General features: G+C 31.3%; 17 protein-coding genes. 11 read left to right on the top strand and 6 right to left on the bottom strand.

Annotated elements, in window-relative coordinates; genetic code table 11:
• Nucleotides 1-27: 27 nt before the first annotated feature.
• A complete protein-coding gene (locus tag L3X37_RS02650) occupies nucleotides 28-1,155 on the top strand; it encodes an aldose epimerase family protein (protein WP_237238623.1) in 1,128 nt (375 codons plus the stop codon).
• Entirely contained in the window at nucleotides 1,155-2,324 is a 1,170-nt protein-coding gene (locus tag L3X37_RS02645; RefSeq protein ID WP_237238622.1) for a glycoside hydrolase family 2 TIM barrel-domain containing protein, read from the top strand. Before L3X37_RS02650 ends, L3X37_RS02645 begins: the two co-directional genes overlap by 1 nt.
• A 351-nt stretch (nucleotides 2,325-2,675) precedes the next feature.
• On the opposite strand, the gene L3X37_RS02640 is transcribed toward L3X37_RS02645, so the two are convergent.
• The gene (locus L3X37_RS02640; protein WP_237238621.1) at nucleotides 2,676-3,476 is read right to left on the bottom strand and encodes a class I SAM-dependent methyltransferase; all 801 of its coding nucleotides are present in this window, start codon (nucleotides 3,474-3,476) and stop codon (nucleotides 2,676-2,678) included.
• 34 nt (nucleotides 3,477-3,510) lie between these two features.
• Between L3X37_RS02640 and L3X37_RS02635 the strand changes: the two genes are divergently transcribed.
• On the top strand, nucleotides 3,511-4,158 hold the full coding sequence (locus L3X37_RS02635) for a hypothetical protein (protein WP_237238620.1): 648 nt from the start codon (nucleotides 3,511-3,513) through the stop codon (nucleotides 4,156-4,158).
• A 151-nt stretch (nucleotides 4,159-4,309) separates the two neighbouring features.
• Here L3X37_RS02635 and L3X37_RS02630 read toward each other — a convergent pair whose 3' ends face one another.
• Entirely contained in the window at nucleotides 4,310-4,729 is a 420-nt protein-coding gene (locus L3X37_RS02630) for a (4Fe-4S)-binding protein (protein WP_237238619.1), read from the bottom strand.
• 117 nt (nucleotides 4,730-4,846) lie between these two features.
• Between L3X37_RS02630 and kynU the strand changes: the two genes are divergently transcribed.
• From kynU to L3X37_RS02595, 7 genes are all read left to right on the top strand, one after another.
• A complete protein-coding gene (gene kynU / locus L3X37_RS02625) occupies nucleotides 4,847-6,115 on the top strand; it encodes a kynureninase (RefSeq protein WP_237238618.1) in 1,269 nt (422 codons plus the stop codon).
• Nucleotides 6,116-6,200: 85 nt separating this feature from the next.
• Complete coding sequence (locus L3X37_RS02620) at nucleotides 6,201-7,601, top strand: FAD-dependent oxidoreductase (RefSeq protein ID WP_237238634.1); 1,401 nt, start codon at nucleotides 6,201-6,203, stop codon at nucleotides 7,599-7,601.
• Nucleotides 7,602-7,723: 122 nt separating this feature from the next.
• Entirely contained in the window at nucleotides 7,724-8,128 is a 405-nt protein-coding gene (locus L3X37_RS02615; protein ID WP_237238617.1) for a RidA family protein, read from the top strand.
• Between the two features lie 13 nt (nucleotides 8,129-8,141).
• Nucleotides 8,142-9,584 (top strand): aldehyde dehydrogenase, encoded by a 1,443-nt coding sequence (locus L3X37_RS02610; RefSeq protein ID WP_237238616.1) that lies wholly within the window; start codon nucleotides 8,142-8,144, stop codon nucleotides 9,582-9,584.
• 76 nt (nucleotides 9,585-9,660) lie between these two features.
• The gene (locus tag L3X37_RS02605; RefSeq protein ID WP_237238615.1) at nucleotides 9,661-10,443 is read left to right on the top strand and encodes an SDR family oxidoreductase; all 783 of its coding nucleotides are present in this window, start codon (nucleotides 9,661-9,663) and stop codon (nucleotides 10,441-10,443) included.
• A gap of 25 nt (nucleotides 10,444-10,468) precedes the next feature.
• Complete coding sequence (locus tag L3X37_RS02600) at nucleotides 10,469-11,005, top strand: 3-hydroxyanthranilate 3,4-dioxygenase (RefSeq protein WP_237238614.1); 537 nt, start codon at nucleotides 10,469-10,471, stop codon at nucleotides 11,003-11,005.
• Nucleotides 11,005-12,087 carry an amidohydrolase family protein gene (locus tag L3X37_RS02595; RefSeq protein ID WP_237238613.1) on the top strand — a complete coding sequence of 361 codons (1,083 nt, stop codon included), beginning with the start codon at nucleotides 11,005-11,007 and terminating at the stop codon, nucleotides 12,085-12,087. The genes L3X37_RS02600 and L3X37_RS02595 overlap by 1 nt, the downstream gene beginning before the upstream one ends.
• On the opposite strand, the gene L3X37_RS02590 is transcribed toward L3X37_RS02595, so the two are convergent.
• Together L3X37_RS02590 and L3X37_RS02585 are read right to left on the bottom strand one after the other, a co-directional pair.
• Nucleotides 12,088-12,849 carry a LytR/AlgR family response regulator transcription factor gene (locus tag L3X37_RS02590; protein WP_237238612.1) on the bottom strand — a complete coding sequence of 254 codons (762 nt, stop codon included), beginning with the start codon at nucleotides 12,847-12,849 and terminating at the stop codon, nucleotides 12,088-12,090.
• Nucleotides 12,849-14,777, bottom strand: coding sequence for a sensor histidine kinase (locus tag L3X37_RS02585; protein ID WP_237238611.1), 1,929 nt, complete (start codon nucleotides 14,775-14,777; stop codon nucleotides 12,849-12,851). Before L3X37_RS02585 ends, L3X37_RS02590 begins: the two co-directional genes overlap by 1 nt.
• A 192-nt stretch (nucleotides 14,778-14,969) precedes the next feature.
• Between L3X37_RS02585 and L3X37_RS02580 the strand changes: the two genes are divergently transcribed.
• Nucleotides 14,970-15,614, top strand: coding sequence for an O-methyltransferase (locus tag L3X37_RS02580; RefSeq protein WP_237238610.1), 645 nt, complete (start codon nucleotides 14,970-14,972; stop codon nucleotides 15,612-15,614).
• Between the two features lie 12 nt (nucleotides 15,615-15,626).
• Here the strand turns inward: L3X37_RS02580 and L3X37_RS02575 are convergent, their stop codons facing one another.
• Together L3X37_RS02575 and L3X37_RS02570 are read right to left on the bottom strand one after the other, a co-directional pair.
• Entirely contained in the window at nucleotides 15,627-17,900 is a 2,274-nt protein-coding gene (locus tag L3X37_RS02575) for a response regulator (RefSeq protein WP_237238609.1), read from the bottom strand.
• Nucleotides 17,901-18,028: 128 nt separating this feature from the next.
• Nucleotides 18,029-18,316: a Sec-independent protein translocase subunit TatA/TatB gene (locus L3X37_RS02570; RefSeq protein ID WP_237238608.1), complete on the bottom strand. Its 288-nt coding sequence runs from the start codon at nucleotides 18,314-18,316 to the stop codon at nucleotides 18,029-18,031.
• Nucleotides 18,317-18,372 lie beyond the last annotated feature (56 nt).

Below are 18,372 nucleotides of genomic sequence, written 5' to 3'. Positions count from 1 at the left end.
ATTTTGTAAAATTACATATAAAGAAATATGAGAAATCTAGTAGTATTATTTGTATTTGGGATTCTATGCTTTGCATGCACAAATAAGCCAAACAGCATGGTGTTAATTCCTGAGGGAAATTTCAATGAAATTATCGATGGGAAACAAGTAAAACTATTTACGTTAAAAAACAAAGATGGTATAGTTTCGCAAGTTACCAATTACGGTGGTCGCGTAGTTTCGCTATGGGTACCTGATAAGGAGGGACAATTGGAAGATATTGTTTTAGGGTACGAAACAATTGATGGTTATTTAAATAGTAATGAAATTTATTTTGGAGCTCTTATTGGGCGCTATGGTAATAGAATAAATCAAGGAAAGTTTAAATTGAATGATCAGGAGTATTCGTTAGCAACCAATAACGAAACTAACCATTTGCATGGAGGTATTAAAGGGTTTAATAATGTGGTTTGGAATACTGAGCAGTTAAATGACCAAACATTGAGATTGACCTATCTTTCTAAAGATATGGAAGAAGGATATCCCGGAAACTTAAAGGTTAAGGTAAGCTACACACTAACTGATAACAATGAATTAAAAATTGAATATTGGGCAACAACAGATAAACCAACGGTTGTAAACCTTACTCACCACAGCTTCTTTAATTTACACGGAGCAGGTAACGGAAGTATAAATGACCATCATTTAATGATTAATGCTGATAATTATACACCTGTAAAACAAGGGCTAATACCAACCGGAGAGATTTTATCGGTGAATAATACTCCCATGGATTTCACTGAAGCAATTGCTATCGGGGAAAGGCTTAATCATGATTATAAGCAATTAGAGTATGGGTTTGGTTACGATCATAACTGGGTGCTGAATAAGACGGACAAAGGGTTGAACCTTGCAGCAAAGATATCAGAACCTCAATCGGGCAGAACCATAGAGGTGTATACGAATGAACCAGGATTGCAATTTTACGGGGGAAATTTCCTGAATGGAGATGATATAGGAAAATTAGGAAAAAAATACAACTACAGAACTGCATTTTGTTTAGAGACTCAGCATTTCCCGGATAGCCCAAATCATAATAATTTTCCCTCAACAGTGCTTACACCAAATGAGGAATACCATTCAGTTTGCATATATAAATTTAATATCGAGAAATAGTGAAAACATCAATTAAAATTATCTGCATTTTATCTATTATTCTATTGAGCGCTTGTGCAGGTAGAAATAAGCAAAAACAAGGTGCAGCAGACAATATTGAGGCGACCAATAAAAAAGAAATAACAGACCGCTGGACTGTTGAACGTATTACTGAGTGGTATAATCATCAACCTTGGATTGTTGGGTGTAACTATGTACCTGCAAATGCGATAAATCAATTAGAGATGTGGCAGGAAGAAACTTTTTCTCCCGAGCTTATTGATAAAGAATTAGCTTGGGCTGAAGATCTGGGTTTTAATTCTCTTCGTGTATTTTTACATTATTTGCCATGGAAAGAGGATAAAGAAGGATTTTATCAACGTGTTGACCAGTTTTTAGAAATATGCCAGAGTCATAATATTAGGGTTATGCTTATCTTTTTCGATGATGTATGGCATCCAAATCCGAAATCAGGCAAACAGCCCGAACCGACAAAAGGTGTTCATAACTCAGGATGGGTACAATGTCCTGGAATAGAGATTCTTCAAAACTTGGGAGAGCATGAGGCTAGTATTAAGGCATACGTTAAAGAAACAATGAAGAGATATAAGAGCGATAAACGCGTGTTGATATGGGATTTGTATAATGAACCAGGTAACCCTAACACTTCAAGTTATGGGGATATTGAGTTGAAAAACAAAGAGACCTACTCATTGGCCTTGCTTAAAAAAGCATTTCAGTGGGCAAGGGAAGTAAACCCAACTCAACCTATATGTGCAGATGTTTGGAGAGCAGGAGATGCCGATCTCAATAAATTGGATGCGATAGATAAGTTTTGCTACAAGAATTCGGATGTAATTAATTATCACGCATATTTCCCGCTGGATAAGCAGAAAAAGGTAGTTGCAGAGCTTAAAAAATCCAATCGTCCATTGCTAGCTACTGAGTATATGGCTCGAACTGCTAACTCAACGTTTGAAAATTCTTTGCCATTTTTCAAGGAGAATAAAATTGGCGCATATAATTGGGGGTTTATAAATGGAAAATCAAATACAATATATCCATGGCACAGCTGGCAAAATCCTTTTGAAAAAGAACCCAAAGTATGGTTTCACGATATTTTTCGAAAAGATGGAACTCCATTTTCAACAAAAGAAGTTGAACTTATTAAGTCTTTGACCCAAAATTAGTAACTAATGTGTTGATAAAACCTTATGCAAGAACTAGGATTGATATCGATTTTTTTGAAGTATTGCTCCTTAAAGATTGGATTTAGCACATTGAGTTATTACAATAAACGGGTATTGATATCTGTAATGTATTAATAGTTTTTTGTGTATTAAGGAGTTAGCATTTGGCGTTTTCAAAGTATTTAATTCAGGTAATATAGAAAGTCCAATGCCCACTTACCATGCCTTTGTATACGCACATACCCAATAATCTTGGTAAACACCCCTTCAAATACAGATTCTGGGTATAATTGGCCGGATTAGTTCCTGAAATACGCAACGAAATCATACACAAAAATGTTAAACGAAACTCTAAAATTTCGTAGCTTTAATTTCAAAAACCAAAGGATACAATTTATCTTTTATAACATACATTCTAGAATCTGTTTTAACCAAATCTGGTAAAACATTGTAAGGACTTTCGTTGTGCTCTTTTAAATAGTCTATATGCAAACCTGCTTCGGTTAAAGCACTAACAACTTCGCCCAATCCATGATTCCAACCATATTCTTTACTAATCATCTTTGAGTTTTCGTTGGCATAAGTACCTTCATATTCTTCATAAATCACTTCATCTTGCATGTACCCATATTTCATAACAGGCTTTCCTTCTAAATAATCGAACATCCAAACAATAGGGTGAAATTCAACCATATAAAACGCACCACCTTTAGTAAGTTTTTCAGCAATCATTTTGCCCCAAGGTTTTAAATCAGGCAGCCAACCAATAACACCGTAACTGGTAAAAACAATATCGAAAGTTTCTTTAACAAACTGAGACGTATCCAAAACATTGCAGTGTACAAAATTTGCATTTAGCTTTAAATCTTTATTTAATTGTTGTGCTAGCTTTATGCCTTCATCACTCAAATCAACTCCTGTACATGTTGCACCCATTCTACTCCAACTTAGTGTATCTTGACCAAAATGACATTGCAAATGTAAAAGTGACTTTCCGTTTACATCACCCAAAGCATTTAATTCGTATGGCATTAATGATGATTTTCCTTTTTTAAAATCATTCAAATTATACATGTCACTTTTAGCATGCTCCTTTACTTTCTGGTTCCAAGTGGCTTTATTAGTTTTAAAATATTTATTGTTTGTTGTCATCTTCTAAATGATATCTTTACAAAAAATCTAAATTATGAAAAAATTAATAGTCATTTTAGGTATACTAAGTCTTTGTATTTCTTGCAAACAAAAAGCTAAAACAAAAATAGCCGAACCAGAACTTTCTGTTGCTCAAAAAATAGCAAATGCCCATGGTTTTGAAAACTGGGAAAAGATTTCTGAAATTCAATTTAAATTTGGACAAAACAGAAACTGGGTATGGAACCCAAAATCGGATAATATTACGCTAAAAACTGACAAGGACACTATAAGTTACAACAGAAAATCGTTAGATAGTATTTCTACAAAAGCGGATCGTGCTTTTATAAACGATAAATTTTGGCTGCTAATACCTTTTCAGTTGGTTTGGGATGAAGGTATTACTATTTCTGAACCAGTAAAAGCGCAAGCACCTATTAGCAAATCTGAAATGAATAAAATCATATTAACTTATTCAAAAGAAGGCGGTTACACTCCTGGTGATGCCTACGATATTTTTTACACTAATGATTTTATAATTAAAGAATGGGCATTTAGAAGAAGAAATAAAGCAGAAGCGGAATTAATCAATACTTTTGAAAACTATCAAGATTTTAATGGTTTAAAACTAGCATTAGATCATAAAAAAGCAGAAGGTGATTGGAATCTTAAACTTTCAAATGTAAAAGTGATTTTAGAATAATTTTTAAGAATCCTTGTAATTAAATCATCTAACTTACGACTAAGTTCGTATATAAAGTATAAAATAGTTTTTTCCGCATTTGCGCCTATATATATGAAAAGCGCTTCAACCATTGGTTGAAGCGCTTTTCCTTTCTAATTATAATCTATTTTTAACCTTTAAATGATTCTTTTACGTGCATTCCATCACAAAATGGTTTGTTGTTAGATGCACCGCATCTGCAAAAAGCAGTAGTTTTATTTTTAGTTTCCTCACTGCCGTCTTTATGGGTCACTTTAAGCGTTCCATAAACTAATAACGGGCCGTTTTCTAAAACTTCAACTTTTGTTTCCAAAGTTTCAGACGATTTATCTCCTTCAGCATTCATATAAAACCTTAAAGCTCCAGAAGGACATTCTTTAACTTGATTAATTATAGTTTCTGTGTTTGCTGCGTCAATTTTTATCCATGGTCTGACCCTAGGTTGAAATACTTCTGGTAATCCTTTTGCGCATATTGCAGAATGAATACATTTTTCAGCTTCCCAAGCCACTGTTATTTCTCCGTTTGAATATTCTTTAATTTTTCCCATACCTTTTAGTTTTTAATAAATATACAAAAAAGATTATTCTAAAATTTAGTATAATTTATCGGTTCATTTCTAAATTTATAATTCTTATTTTTGTTAGAAACCAAAAATGCAATCACTTTGTCTAACTACAAACTAGGTCTTAAATACGCAAAACAACAAGACCAAAATGATGAATTATCACTGTACAAAAATCAATTTCATATCCCTAAAGATAAATATGGAAACAAGTTGATTTATATGACAGGTAACTCACTTGGTTTACAACCAAAATCTACACAATCATACATTAATCAAGAACTTAAAGATTGGGCGAATTTAGGTGTTGAAGGTCATACCGAAGCTAAAAACCCATGGTTACCATATCATGAATTTTTAACTGAAAGTATGGCAAATGTAGTTGGTGCAAAACCCATTGAAGTTGTCGTTATGAATACCCTAACCGCCAATCTTCATTTTATGATGGTATCCTTTTACAAACCCACTAAAACACGTTATAAAATTCTTATTGAAAGTGATGCTTTTCCTTCTGATAAGTATGCAGTAGAATCGCAATTACGTCATCATGGATTTGATGATAAAGAAAGTTTAATTTTATGGAAACCTCGCGAAGATGAAAAGTTATTACGATATCAAGATTTAGAAGATATTCTTGAAAATCAAGGTGAAGACATTGCCTTAATTATGATTGGTGGTGTAAATTACTACACTGGGCAGTATTTCGATTTAAAAAGAATAGCACAATTAGGACATCAATATGGCTGTATGGTTGGATTTGATTGTGCGCATGCTGCTGGAAACGTGCAATTAAATTTACATGATTCGGGAGCAGATTTTGCCGTTTGGTGTACTTATAAATACTTAAATTCTGGACCAGGAAGTTTAGCAGGTTGTTTTGTTCACGAGCGACATGCTTACAATAAAAATTTAAATCGTTTTACGGGTTGGTGGAGCCATAATAAACAAACACGTTTTAATATGCGTGATGACTTTGATGTGCTTCCAGGAGCTGAAGGTTGGCAACTTAGTAATCCACCCATTTTATCAATGGCTGCTATTAAAGCATCACTAGACATGTTTAACGAAGTGGGTATTAAAAAGCTAACCGAGAAATCTAAAAAATTAACAGGTTATTTCGAATTTCTTTTAAAGCAATTAGGAAAAGACACCATTAAAATTATAACACCTAATAGTCCTGAAGAACGTGGATGCCAGTTATCCATTCAAGTTATAAATACCAATAAAAATTTGCATAGTAAACTAACTCAGGCTGGTGTTATAAGTGATTGGAGAGAACCAGATGTTATTAGATGTGCTCCAGTACCATTTTACAACTCGTTTCAAGATATTTATTATTTAGTTAAAAAATTGAAAAGTATTTTGAATTAATTTGTCATTCCTGCGAAGGCAGGAATCCAATTTGAATTAAATTATAAATAATAATGAAATATTGGAACAAGTTCAGGATGACAAAATGAAAGAAAAACAACAAAACATACTAATCATTGGCGCTGGCCTTTGTGGCTCTCTACTAGCATTACGCCTAGGTCAAAGAGGCTATAATGTTGCTGTTTATGAGATGCGCCCAGACCTTCGTAAAGTAGATATTTCTGCTGGGCGCTCTATAAATTTAGCATTTTCAAATCGAGGTAATAAAGCTATGAAACTTGTTGGAATTGAAGACAAAGTAAAAGCACTTTGCATTCCTATGAATGGCAGAATGATTCACGATAAAAAAGGAAACACATATTTATCAAATTACAGCGGTCGAAAACATGAATATATTAACTCCATTTCTCGAGGTGAGCTCAATGGATTACTTTTAACCGAAGCCGAAAAACATAAAAATGTTTCCATTTACTTCAATAAAAAATGTAAATCAGTCGATTTTAAAAAAACCACCGCTCTATTTCAAGATTATAAAACAAAAGATGAATTTGTAGAAGATGCCGATATAATTATTGCTACCGATGGTGCTGGTTCCGCAATGCGAAAAAGCTACTATTTAGGTAAAAAGTTTCTATTTAGCTTTTCACAAGATTATTTAACTCACGGCTATAAAGAACTTACCATTCTTCCTAAAAAAAATGGCGATTATAAAATCTATAAAAATGCACTTCATATTTGGCCTCGTGGTAGTTTTATGCTTATTGCTTTACCAAATTTAGATGGTAGTTTTACGGTAACACTTTTTTTAAGTTACGATGAGGGCGAATACAATTTTAATAATCTTACAACAGAAAAAAAAGTGTTAGAATTTTTCCTAAAAGAATTCCCCGATGCTTTGACTTTAATGCCGAATTTAGTTAATTATTTTTTTAAAAACCCAACGTCGCCATTAGGCACAGTAAAATGTTATCCTTGGCATTATAAAGGTAATACACTTTTAATGGGAGACGCTGCTCATGCGATTGTACCGTTTTATGGACAAGGTATGAATGCTTCATTTGAAGATGTTGTTGAGTTTGATAAAGTGTTAGATAAAAATTTAGAAAGTTGGGAGGCTACATTTAATACCTACGAAAAAACACGTAAAAAAGATACTGATGCTATTGCAGATTTAGCCATTGATAATTTTCATGAAATGAAAGACCATGTAGCTAAAACTGTTTTCCAAGAAAAGCGTAAATTAGAAATGGCTTTGGAAGAAAATTTTCCTAATGAATATTCATCAAAATACGCGTTAGTAACTTTTAATGAAGATATAGGGTATAGAGAGGCTATGTTAAAAGGAAGAGCACAAGATAAAGCTATTTTAAATTTACTGTCTGATGGAAAAATAGATTTAAAAGAAGACCTAAAAATCATTTTAAAAAAAGTAAAACAAGAAACTGAAGCTATTCTTGAAGACGATAGAATTGTAAGGTTAAAATAAAAAGCCTTCCTAGCCCTTCTAAAGGAAGGAAACTGGTACGCTTTAAAAAAAACAACAACAAATTCTTATTCGCCCGAGTAAGAATTCCTTCCCTTAGAGAAGGTTAGAATGGGCTTTTTAGTATGAGTAACAAAGTAACACCAAGAGGCGCATACCCACATACCAAACGTGTAGGCGATTTTATATTTGTATCTGGCACCAGTTCAAGAAAATCAGATAACACTATAGCTGGTGTCGATATTATTGACGAAATGGGAACCAAACATTTAAATATTGAAGTTCAAACTCGCGAAGTTTTAAATAATATTGAAAAGAATTTAGCCAATGAGGGTGCCTCTTTAAAAGATGTGGTTGATGTCACATCTTTTTTAGTAAACATGAATGATTTTGCAGGTTATAATAAAGCATACGCAGAATTTTTTAACAAGGAAACCGGACCAACACGAACAACCGTTGCAGTACACCAATTACCGCATCCAGATCTGGTGGTGGAGATTAAGGTGATGGCCTATAAACCTAAGTCCTAAAGCTAAAAGCCTTATGCAAAACATCCAAAACTATATAAACGGTAGCTATCATAATCCAATTCAAAATAATTGGATAGACAACTACAATCCATCGAACGGAGAAGTTTATGGACAAACACCAAACTCAACCAAAGCAGATATTGATAATGCTTATAACGCTGCCAAATCTGCCTTTAAGCATTGGTCTCAAACCACCTTGGAAGAACGAAGTAGGATCTTAATAAAAATCTCAGAATTATTAGAAGATAATCTAGATCAATTTGCAGAAGCCGAAAGCAAAGACAATGGCAAGCCTATTAGTTTAGCAAAAACAGTAGATATACCTAGAGCAGCAAGTAATTTTAGATTCTATGGAAATGCCATAACTCAGTTTGCTAGCGAAAGTCACGAGAGCGTTGGTCAACAAGTTATAAACTATACCCTTCGCCAACCTATTGGTGTTGTTGGTTGTATTTCTCCTTGGAACCTTCCATTATACCTCTTTACTTGGAAAATAGCACCAGCCATTGCTGCAGGTAATTGTGTTGTTGCAAAACCAAGTGAAGTTACACCAATGACAGCTTATCTATTAGGTGATATACTAAATGAAGCTGGCCTCCCAAAAGGAGTACTAAATATTATTCATGGGTTAGGCACAACAACAGGACAAGCCATCATTGAACACCCAGATATTAAAGCCATTAGCTTTACTGGAGGCACTTCAACTGGAGCACATATCGCTAAAGTAACTGCACCCATGTTTAAAAAGCTATCTTTAGAACTTGGTGGGAAAAACCCAAACATCATATTTGCAGATTGTAATTATGAAGATATGCTGGAAACTACAGTACGTTCATCATTCGCAAATCAAGGGCAGATTTGTTTATGTGGAAGTCGTATTTTTGTAGAAGCTTCAATTTACAATAAATTTAAAATAGATTTTGTTCAAAAAGTAAAGGAACTTAAAGTTGGTCATCCTTCAAATAAGAACACAAACATTGGAGCTTTAGTGTCAAAATCACACTTAGAAAAGGTTTTAAAATATATTGAAATTGCTAAAAAAGAAAATGGAGAAATTCTATGTGGAGGAAATCGTGTAACTTTAAAAGGTTATGAAAATGGTTATTATTTAGAACCTACTGTTATTGAAGTGAAAACCAATGATTGCACAGTAAATCAAGAAGAAATATTTGGGCCAGTTGTAGCTATTATGCCTTTTAATACTGAAGAAAATGTACTACAAATGGCTAATAAAGTAAAATATGGTCTATCGGCAACACTTTGGACAAACGATTTAAAAAAAACCATGCGTATTAGCAACCAATTACAAGCTGGAATAGTATGGATAAACACATGGATGTTGCGCGATTTACGAACTCCTTTTGGTGGCATAAAAGCATCTGGAATTGGAAGAGAAGGAGGCTTTGAAGCTTTGCGCTTTTTTACTGAATCTAAAAATGTTTGTATAAAATACTAGTTTCCACAAAAGTGGAAATCTTATAAAATGAATCAAATTTTTAAATTAAACAAATTCTACCTTAACTGGAAATATTATGGATTTAAAACTTAATAATAAAAATGCTTTAGTTTGCGGGAGTACAGCAGGAATAGGTAAAGCAACCGCTATGGCATTAGCTGCAGAAGGTGTTAACGTAACCTTAGCAGCGAGGAATAGAGAAAAATTAAAAGCTGTTTTAGCAGAATTACCAGAACATAGAAACCATAGCTACATAGTTGCAAATTTTTCGAACCCTAGAGACTTGCAAGAGCAAGTGATAAAATTTATAGAAAAAAATCATGGGTTTCATATTGTTATAAATAATACTGGTGGCCCACGAAGTGGTTCTATTTTAACGGCTGCTTTAGAGGAATTTGATAATGCTTTTATTCAACATTTAAAATGCAATCATGTACTAGCGCAAGCCACCATTCCGTTTATGAAAGAAGCTGGTTTTGGTAGAATTGTTAATATTATTTCTACCTCTGTTAAAGAACCAATTCCAGGTTTAGGTGTTAGTAACACAATAAGAGGGGCAGTTGGTAATTGGAGTAAAACTTTAGCTACCGAAGTAGGTGAATTTGGCATTACTGTAAACAATGTATTACCTGGTTTTACCGAAACTGAACGTTTAAATGAAATTATTAAAATTAAAGCTACTAAAGAAGAAAAAAGCGTTGAAGATATGGCAGAAATAATGAAAAACCACACCCCTGCTAAGCGTTTTGCGAAACCTGAGGAAACTGCCAATGTCGTCACTTTTTTAGCCAGTGAAGCTGCAAGTTACATTAACGGAATTAACGTACCTGTTGATGGTGGTCGCACAAAGAGCTTGTAACTTTAAACTAATAAAAAATAGAATTATGAGTAAAGTATATCCACCAATAAATTTTAAAGCTTGGATTAACGAAAACAGACACCTTTTAAAACCACCTGTTGGCAATAAAGTTGTTTGGAAAGATGGCGATTTTATAGTTATGGTCGTTGGTGGCCCTAATAGCAGAAAGGATTATCATTATAACGAAACTCCTGAATTTTTTTACCAAGTTGAGGGCGATATTGTTTTAAAAATTATTGACAAAGGCACACCAAAAGACATTCATATTAAAGAAGGGGAGATTTTTTTATTACCACCAAAAGTGCCCCACTCTCCGCAGCGTCCAGCAAATACCGTTGGCTTAGTAATTGAATATCCAAGAGAAAAGGGAGTACAAGATGCATTGCTATGGTTTTGCGAAAATTGTACAACCAAATTATATGAAGAAGATTTTACGCTTGATAATATTGAAACCGATATGCCTAAAATTTTTGATAATTATTACAGTAACAAAGACAAAAGATCTTGCCCTAACTGTGGCGAAGTCATGCAGCCTCCAAAGAAAGTAAAAATAGAAGATTAATGAAACGGAAACTTCGTATTAATGGACATTCTCATTTACTTCCTTACCCAGAAGAAATACCAGATTTTATGCGTGAAAAAGGTATCTTTTGGGTAGATAAAGATCGGAAATTTATGCTTCAAAAAGATTGGAGCAGACCCGTAACAGATTCCAGTTTCTTTTTACATGATAAACTACAATGGATGGATCGTAATAAAATTGATCATGCTGTTGTTTTAAACTTGTCTCAATTGTACGGTAACGGTTTACGTGTTGAAGAAATGAAACAAGCCTTACGTTTTCAAAATGATTTTAATGCTAAAATTCAGCACGAAAACCCTAGTAAATTTACTTGTGGGTTTGTTGTACATCCTGGTTTTGTTAGAAGTGCCTGTTGGGAAATTGAACGTTGTGTAGAAACTCATGGCATGCAATTACTCTGTTTGCCAACACATTACATGGACACTATTGGTACTTGGCGTTGTATTTTTGATGAAGAGAATGAGCCTATTTTTGAATTGGCACATAAATATAACCTAGCGGTAGAAATTCATCCATACGACGGCGAAAAATTCATAAAATTAGAAAACACGTCTTGGCGTTTTCATCTTATTTGGATGTTGGCACAATGTGCTGATGCTTATCATTTTTTAACTTTAAACGGATATCAAGAAAAATATCCAAACATGCGAACCTGTTTTGCTCATGGTGGACAGTTGGCTCAAATCAATTTAGGACGACGTATACAAGGGTTTGATGGCAGACCCGATTTATTTGAAGGCAAACATCACCCAAGAAAAGCCGTTGGGCACAAAAACATTTTCTTTGACACGCTAGTACACGATACTGGCGGCTTAGAGTTGTTAATTAAAAATCAAGGCTCTAAACAAGTTCTTATGGGATTAGATGATCCTTATCCTTTAGGTGAGATGGAAAGTACTAAACAATCGTCATACCCAGGTAAAATATTAGATTTAGCTATTGAACGCGATATTATTACTGAAGATGAATGTGATGCTATTTGGGAAGATAACGTTATTCAATGGTTATGCGGCGATGATGAAACTGCGAAGCAAAAATTAATTGATAGAATTTTAAATTAACTATACATCCATCCAATTTTTAATTTGAGGTGTATAACTTCTACCTGAAGTTATACTTGTTTTTTGCTTATTATTTAATCTGATTACATACCTATTGTTAAAATATTTTTGAACTTCTTCAACATACTTTGTGTTTATAATAGTAGCTCGATGTACTCTTAAAAAATCGTCTGGTAATTTAACTACTAACTGCGTTAAAGACAATTCGATTAAATGATTAGCTGTATTCGTAAATACAGTTACATATTTATCTTTGGCTTCTAAAAAAACAACATCTTCTAACTTTACAAAAATTAACTTCTCTCCTTTTTTAATAGTGATAGATGTCATTTTTTTAGTCTCTTTCTTAATAGACATTTCTTTAATTGCTTCTAATAATTGTTGAGAGTTATTATTCCCATTAAATAGTTTTAATTTTTGAATAGTTTTTTCAATGCGCTCTAATCTCACTGGTTTTACCAAATAATCGATACTATTGGTTTCAAAAGCTTTTAGTGAATATTGGTCGTAAGCCGTACAAAAAACAACAATGGGAATTGCATCAAGTTGTTCTAACAATTCAAACCCCGTTAATTCAGGCATTTCAATATCTAGAAATATTAAATCGGGTTTTAATGCACTTATTTTTTCTTTAGCCTCAACACCATTTTTAGCTGTATCAATAACTTGAAATGTCTCTGGATAATTTTCTAGTAAATCTAACAAACGTTCTCTTGCTAAGAGTTCATCATCAATTATAATAGTTTTATACGATTGATTCATTATAACGCAATTTTTTTAATGGTAATTTTAATATGTTTTACTGGTGCATTCTTCCAACTTAATGATGCTCTTTCACCATAGGTTAATCTTAATAAGTCAAATACGGTTTGTAATCCATGACCACTCACTACCCCTTCAGGAAAATGTGGTCCATTATCTTCAACAATAATATCGAGACCTATGTCACTGTTATTAATTTTTAATGTTACCATTCCGTCTTTTCCAATTTTAGAAATACCATGTTTTACAGCATTCTCTACCAAAGGTTGAATAATAAACATTGGTATTTTTACAGATTCCACAGCTTTATCTACTTGAATAGAAAATTGTAACCGATCTCCAAAACGTATTTGTTCAATATCTAAATAGTTTTTAACCATGTCTACCTCATCTGCAACCGTACTCATTTTATCTCCTTTTTTATTAATAGAATATTTAAACAAATCGGATAACGACAATGCCATTTGCTCTGTTTTATCAGCATTTTTATACACTAAAGTTGCGATAGAATTTAAAGCATTGTATAAAAAATGTGGGTTTATTTGAGATTGTAGCAGTTTAACTTCTGCTTTTGCACTTACCTCTTTTAATCGACTTAACTCAACGTCTTTTTGTTTTAATAAAGAGTCTGAAAAGTTTTCAAGATATAATAACAATCCTCTACTTGCAGCAAAAGTGAATACCAATAATAAAAACGGATTTAAATTAAACCAAGATGTATTGCGATTGTTTTCTAAAAAAAAGATAGCAGCTACCGGAGCAATACAAACAAAAAAGGTAAACACTGTTTTAAAAGCTATTTGCAATGTAAAACTCATGCTGTTTTTAATAATAAATTTATCAAAAAGCATCAAGAACAAAGCAATCAATAATGCAACTATTATAAAAACAACATGAATACTTATATATTGTCGCCAATGTTCAAACTCATAAGGCTTAGTCATATAAGTAAATATTTTAAAAACATACAGAATGCTTATCATAAAATACAAAACAGGAACAAAATAACTATAATAAAGGTGTTTATATTTTCTTCTATAAAAAAGGCTAAAACCTAAAACAAAAAGGATTACACCTAACATAATACTTGTCCAAATAGCAAAAACCTTTGTTTTCTCCTTATTTATATAAATACTTGCATAACTCCAAGGATACGTTTTATACATATAAGCTTTAAATTCCTTCTTTAAGTTAGGTGAGTATAATTTTTGTAATAAAAACTTATCCAATTCACTAAATTGACTTCCCATCCTAATACTTTCTTTATTATCCAATATCGAGTTTCTAGAGTTTACTGTCTTATCTTTTTTATTTTGAAAAAATTGAGCGCATGCTATTGTCCAAATAAAATCTCTTTGAATTTCTATTTTTCTTTGTTTCAAAGTTGACTTACCACTAAAAACATAATGTAAATCAGGCTGAACAAATCCAGATATTTTCTTTGCTGAATAAAATGTCCATTCCTTATTATAAATTTTAAAACTATATGGAATGTTAGAAAATAAATTTGCATCATCGTTTTCTTCAAAATATAGTTTAATTGTCGCTTTTTTTAAATCAGATAACTTATAATAATTAATATCCCTATCCTTACTTTGAAAACTATCATCTAATGCTAAACCCGTATAATCCTTAAAGTAATTAAGCTCTTTATTTGGCAACAAAACCTTTAGCTCATCTAAAATAGAGTTCACCACAAGACTGTCTTTTTCTGTAGCATTATAAAGCTCAAATAAAATAGGTCCATTATACTTATACACCTTTTCATTATAACCGTTAAACACACGCTCTTTAACATATTCCCATTTTTCATCTTTTTGTAAATCTGGATAATTATCATTGTGATAATTAAAATCTTTATTAGTGTCTTCAATTATTACAATTGGAACTATTAAAACAATAAGAGCTAGCAAAATGATTTTCTTCATGATGATAAATTTAACTATTTATAATACCTCAAAGAAACTTGATAAATTTAATTACTAAAACTAATTTCTGACGAATTGCATTATAGACTTTACAAATTGCAATTAAGATGATTTAATGAAAACCGATACATAAAAAAGTAATACTTTTGATTTTAGATTAACTTAAATAGACCTAACAGGTCTGGTAAACAGATGCATTTTATACCAGAAGATATTGATGATTATGTTGTAAAACATTCTGAAGACGAACCAAAATTATTACAACAATTAAATAGAGAAACCTATCAAAAAATATTGCAACCACGTATGCTTAGTGGGCATTACCAGGGTCGTGTATTAAGCATGATTTCTAAATTAACAAACCCAAAAAGCATATTAGAAATTGGTACTTATACAGGATATTCTGCATTGTGTTTAGCAGAAGGTTTACAAAAAAACGGAGAACTTCATACCGTTGATATCAATGAAGAGTTATTTGATTTTCAGCGTAAGTATTTTGATAAATCTGATTATGGACAACAAATTTTTCAGTACTTAGGTGATGCACTAAATATTATCCCAAAACTTGATAAAACCTTTGATTTGGTTTTTATTGATGCCGATAAAGAAAACTACTCGAATTATTTTAATGTAATTATTGATAAGCTAAATACTGGTGGCATTATTTTATCAGACAATGTATTGTGGAGTGGTAAAGTTTTAGATACAACCTTTAAAAAAGAGGACACCTCTACCCCTGCATTAATTGAATACAATAAACTTTTAAAAAAAGATAAAAGGATTGAGACTGTTGTTTTACCAATTAGAGATGGTTTAACCATAAGCAGAAAAAAATAACTTAATTAAAAATTAAGAAGCAAAAACAAACTCTATATCTTTTTCTTTGGCTTTTTGAATATGAGATTCAATAATTTGAAAAAACTCATGATTATCAAAAGGTTTTGTAATAACATCGTTAAAACCTGTGTTTTTATAGTCTTGCTTAAAGTTTTCAATATCTGAAGCTGTTAAGGCTATAATTGGTAATGTTTTATTAAACTCTCTAATAATTTTAGTAGCTTTATTACCATTCATAACCGGCATATTAATATCCATTAATACTAAATCAAAATCTTTTATTTTTAAACGGTTTACTGCTTCTAAACCATTATCAACTAAATCGCAATTATAATTCTGTTTAATCAATAAATTTTTAGTTACAATCTGGTTAATCTTATTATCCTCAGCAATTAATATATTATATTTCTTATCTTTATTTAAGTTTAAAATACTACCATTATCATTTAAGTTTAATGCAGTTTTTTTGCTTTTATCTATCTCAAAAGTTATATTAAAACTAAATTTAGTTCCTACTCCAATTTCACTTTCTAACTCAATTTCACTGTCAAATAATTCAATAATATTTTTAGTTATCGAAAGTCCTAAACCGGTTCCTTGATATTTTGTATTGTTTTCGTTACCCAGTTGAGAAAAATTATCGAAAATAGTTTTAAATTTTTCTTTAGGTATTCCCTTACCGCAATCTTCTACTTCAAATCGTAAATCAACATTATTAGCATCTAATTTTAATAATTTAATTCTCAAATTAATTATTCCGCTTTCAGTAAACTTAATACTATTTCCAATCAAATTAATTAAAACTTGAGACAGTCTAACCTTATCACATTTAATATCTTCAGGAATACTATTATCCATTGATACAATAATTCTGTTGTTAGTTTCAAGCAATCTATATTCAAAAGAATCTACAATATGTTCTACTAAAGATTTTAAATTTACCGATACATTTTTCAATTCTATTTTTTGAGCTTCAATTTTATTAACCTGCAAAATATCGTTTACAAGGTTTAAAAGATAATCTCCAGAATATTTAAGAGATTTTAAATATTTTACTTCGCGACTATTAAAATCCTTCTTTTCATCTAATAATAATGATGCTATCCCTACAACTCCATATAAGGGAGTTCTTAATTCGTGAGATACACTAGAAATAAATTTCGATTTCAATTCAGATGTTTTTAGAGCTTTATCTTTTGCAATTTCTAACTCTTTGTTTTTTGTTTTTAATACGTTACTTAATTTCCTTTTTGATATATAACTTACAATTAAAGTAACAGAAGTAATAAAAAGCAAAAACAACATAATAGTTACTATTACATTAATTTTACTTGTTTTATTGGTCATTTCTATTTGTTGAAGCCTTTTATAATTAGCAAAATCTGCATTAAACTTATAGTCTGCAATAAGAAATTTAGACTTAAGTATAATATCTTGATTAATCTTTTCTTTTTCTAAATAATCATTTTTATAGTCATTATGCAATAATAAATTTAAATAAGCTTCATCACTATTTCCTAGGTCAAAATGTATATTAGATAATTGTTTATAAGTATTACTTAAAAGTAACAAGCTACTATTTTGTTGATTGTTTTCTAAAAGACTTATTGTATTTTGAAATCTTAAAATAGCATTATTTTGATGACCTTTATAGTAAAGATAAAGCCCAAAAACATAATTAAAATATCCCTTAGTATAAGAACCTACATTCTCATTATCTAATTCATCTTTTACACTAAATAATGTTATTAATGCATTATCTATTTTATTTGTATCTAGAAATACCTCTGCTAAGTTTATTTTAATTTTTAGAAGTGTTAATTGTAATTCTCTTTCTTCAATTTTATCGAAAAAATAATAGTTTTCTATGTTTTTATCATTTAATGCTTCTTCTAAATAAAAAGTAGCTTTTGCAAATTCACCTTTACTTTTATATAATTGTCCTAAACCTAAATAGGTCTTAGATATTAAATAATAGTCCTCTATTTTTTTTGAAGACTCTAAAGCTAAATTATAGCAATTTTTAGCAGATTCATTGTTTTGCACTAAGCTGTAGATATTACCTAAATTGTAATTAGTTACTGCTGTGCCATAAGTATCTTGAATAGAATCAGATAATACTTTAGCTCTAGTAAATTTGTTAAAAGATTCAGCAATTTGATTATTATGATAATACTTTAATGCAGAAGTATTTAAATTATCAATTTCTTTGATAACACCTCTATCTCTTTGGCCAATAACCAACATAGATATAGACAGAAAACATAATAGTAGATTTATTTTCATCTTCTTAAGGTTAAGTTTGGGACTTACAAAGTATTTTTATTACTTAAAAAAGGTGAAAAAAAATCGTTGAAAAGAAATCTATTTCCGACAAATAGATAAAATACGCAGTTAAAATGAAAGAATTAACTCTAAAATTTACGTTTTACAGAGCCTGTAAAGTCGTCTAAATCGTCTCTTACTTTATCGAGCTCTTTTTTTACATCGGTAGTAATACTTGTGTCTATACCGTTATTTTCGGCAGTTCTTGTGATTTCTTGTTTTATATCGTTGGTAGCATCTTTAAGTGTACGCATGCCTTTACCCAAACCACGAGCTATTTCGGGGAGCTTATCGGCACCAAAAACCATAATAACAATAAATAGTATAAATGCTATTTCGCCACCGCTTATAAATAAAAATGTAGGTTGATTAATCACAATACAAATATAGTGAGTGTTTGTTAGAATAAAAAAAAGCCAACTAATAAAGTTGG

Source organism: Wocania arenilitoris, assembly GCF_021728535.1.
In the GTDB taxonomy this organism is placed as follows: domain Bacteria; phylum Bacteroidota; class Bacteroidia; order Flavobacteriales; family Flavobacteriaceae; genus Wocania_A; species Wocania_A arenilitoris.
Note: the sequence above shows the minus strand (reverse complement) of the source record. Positions and strands in the feature narration are given on the sequence as shown.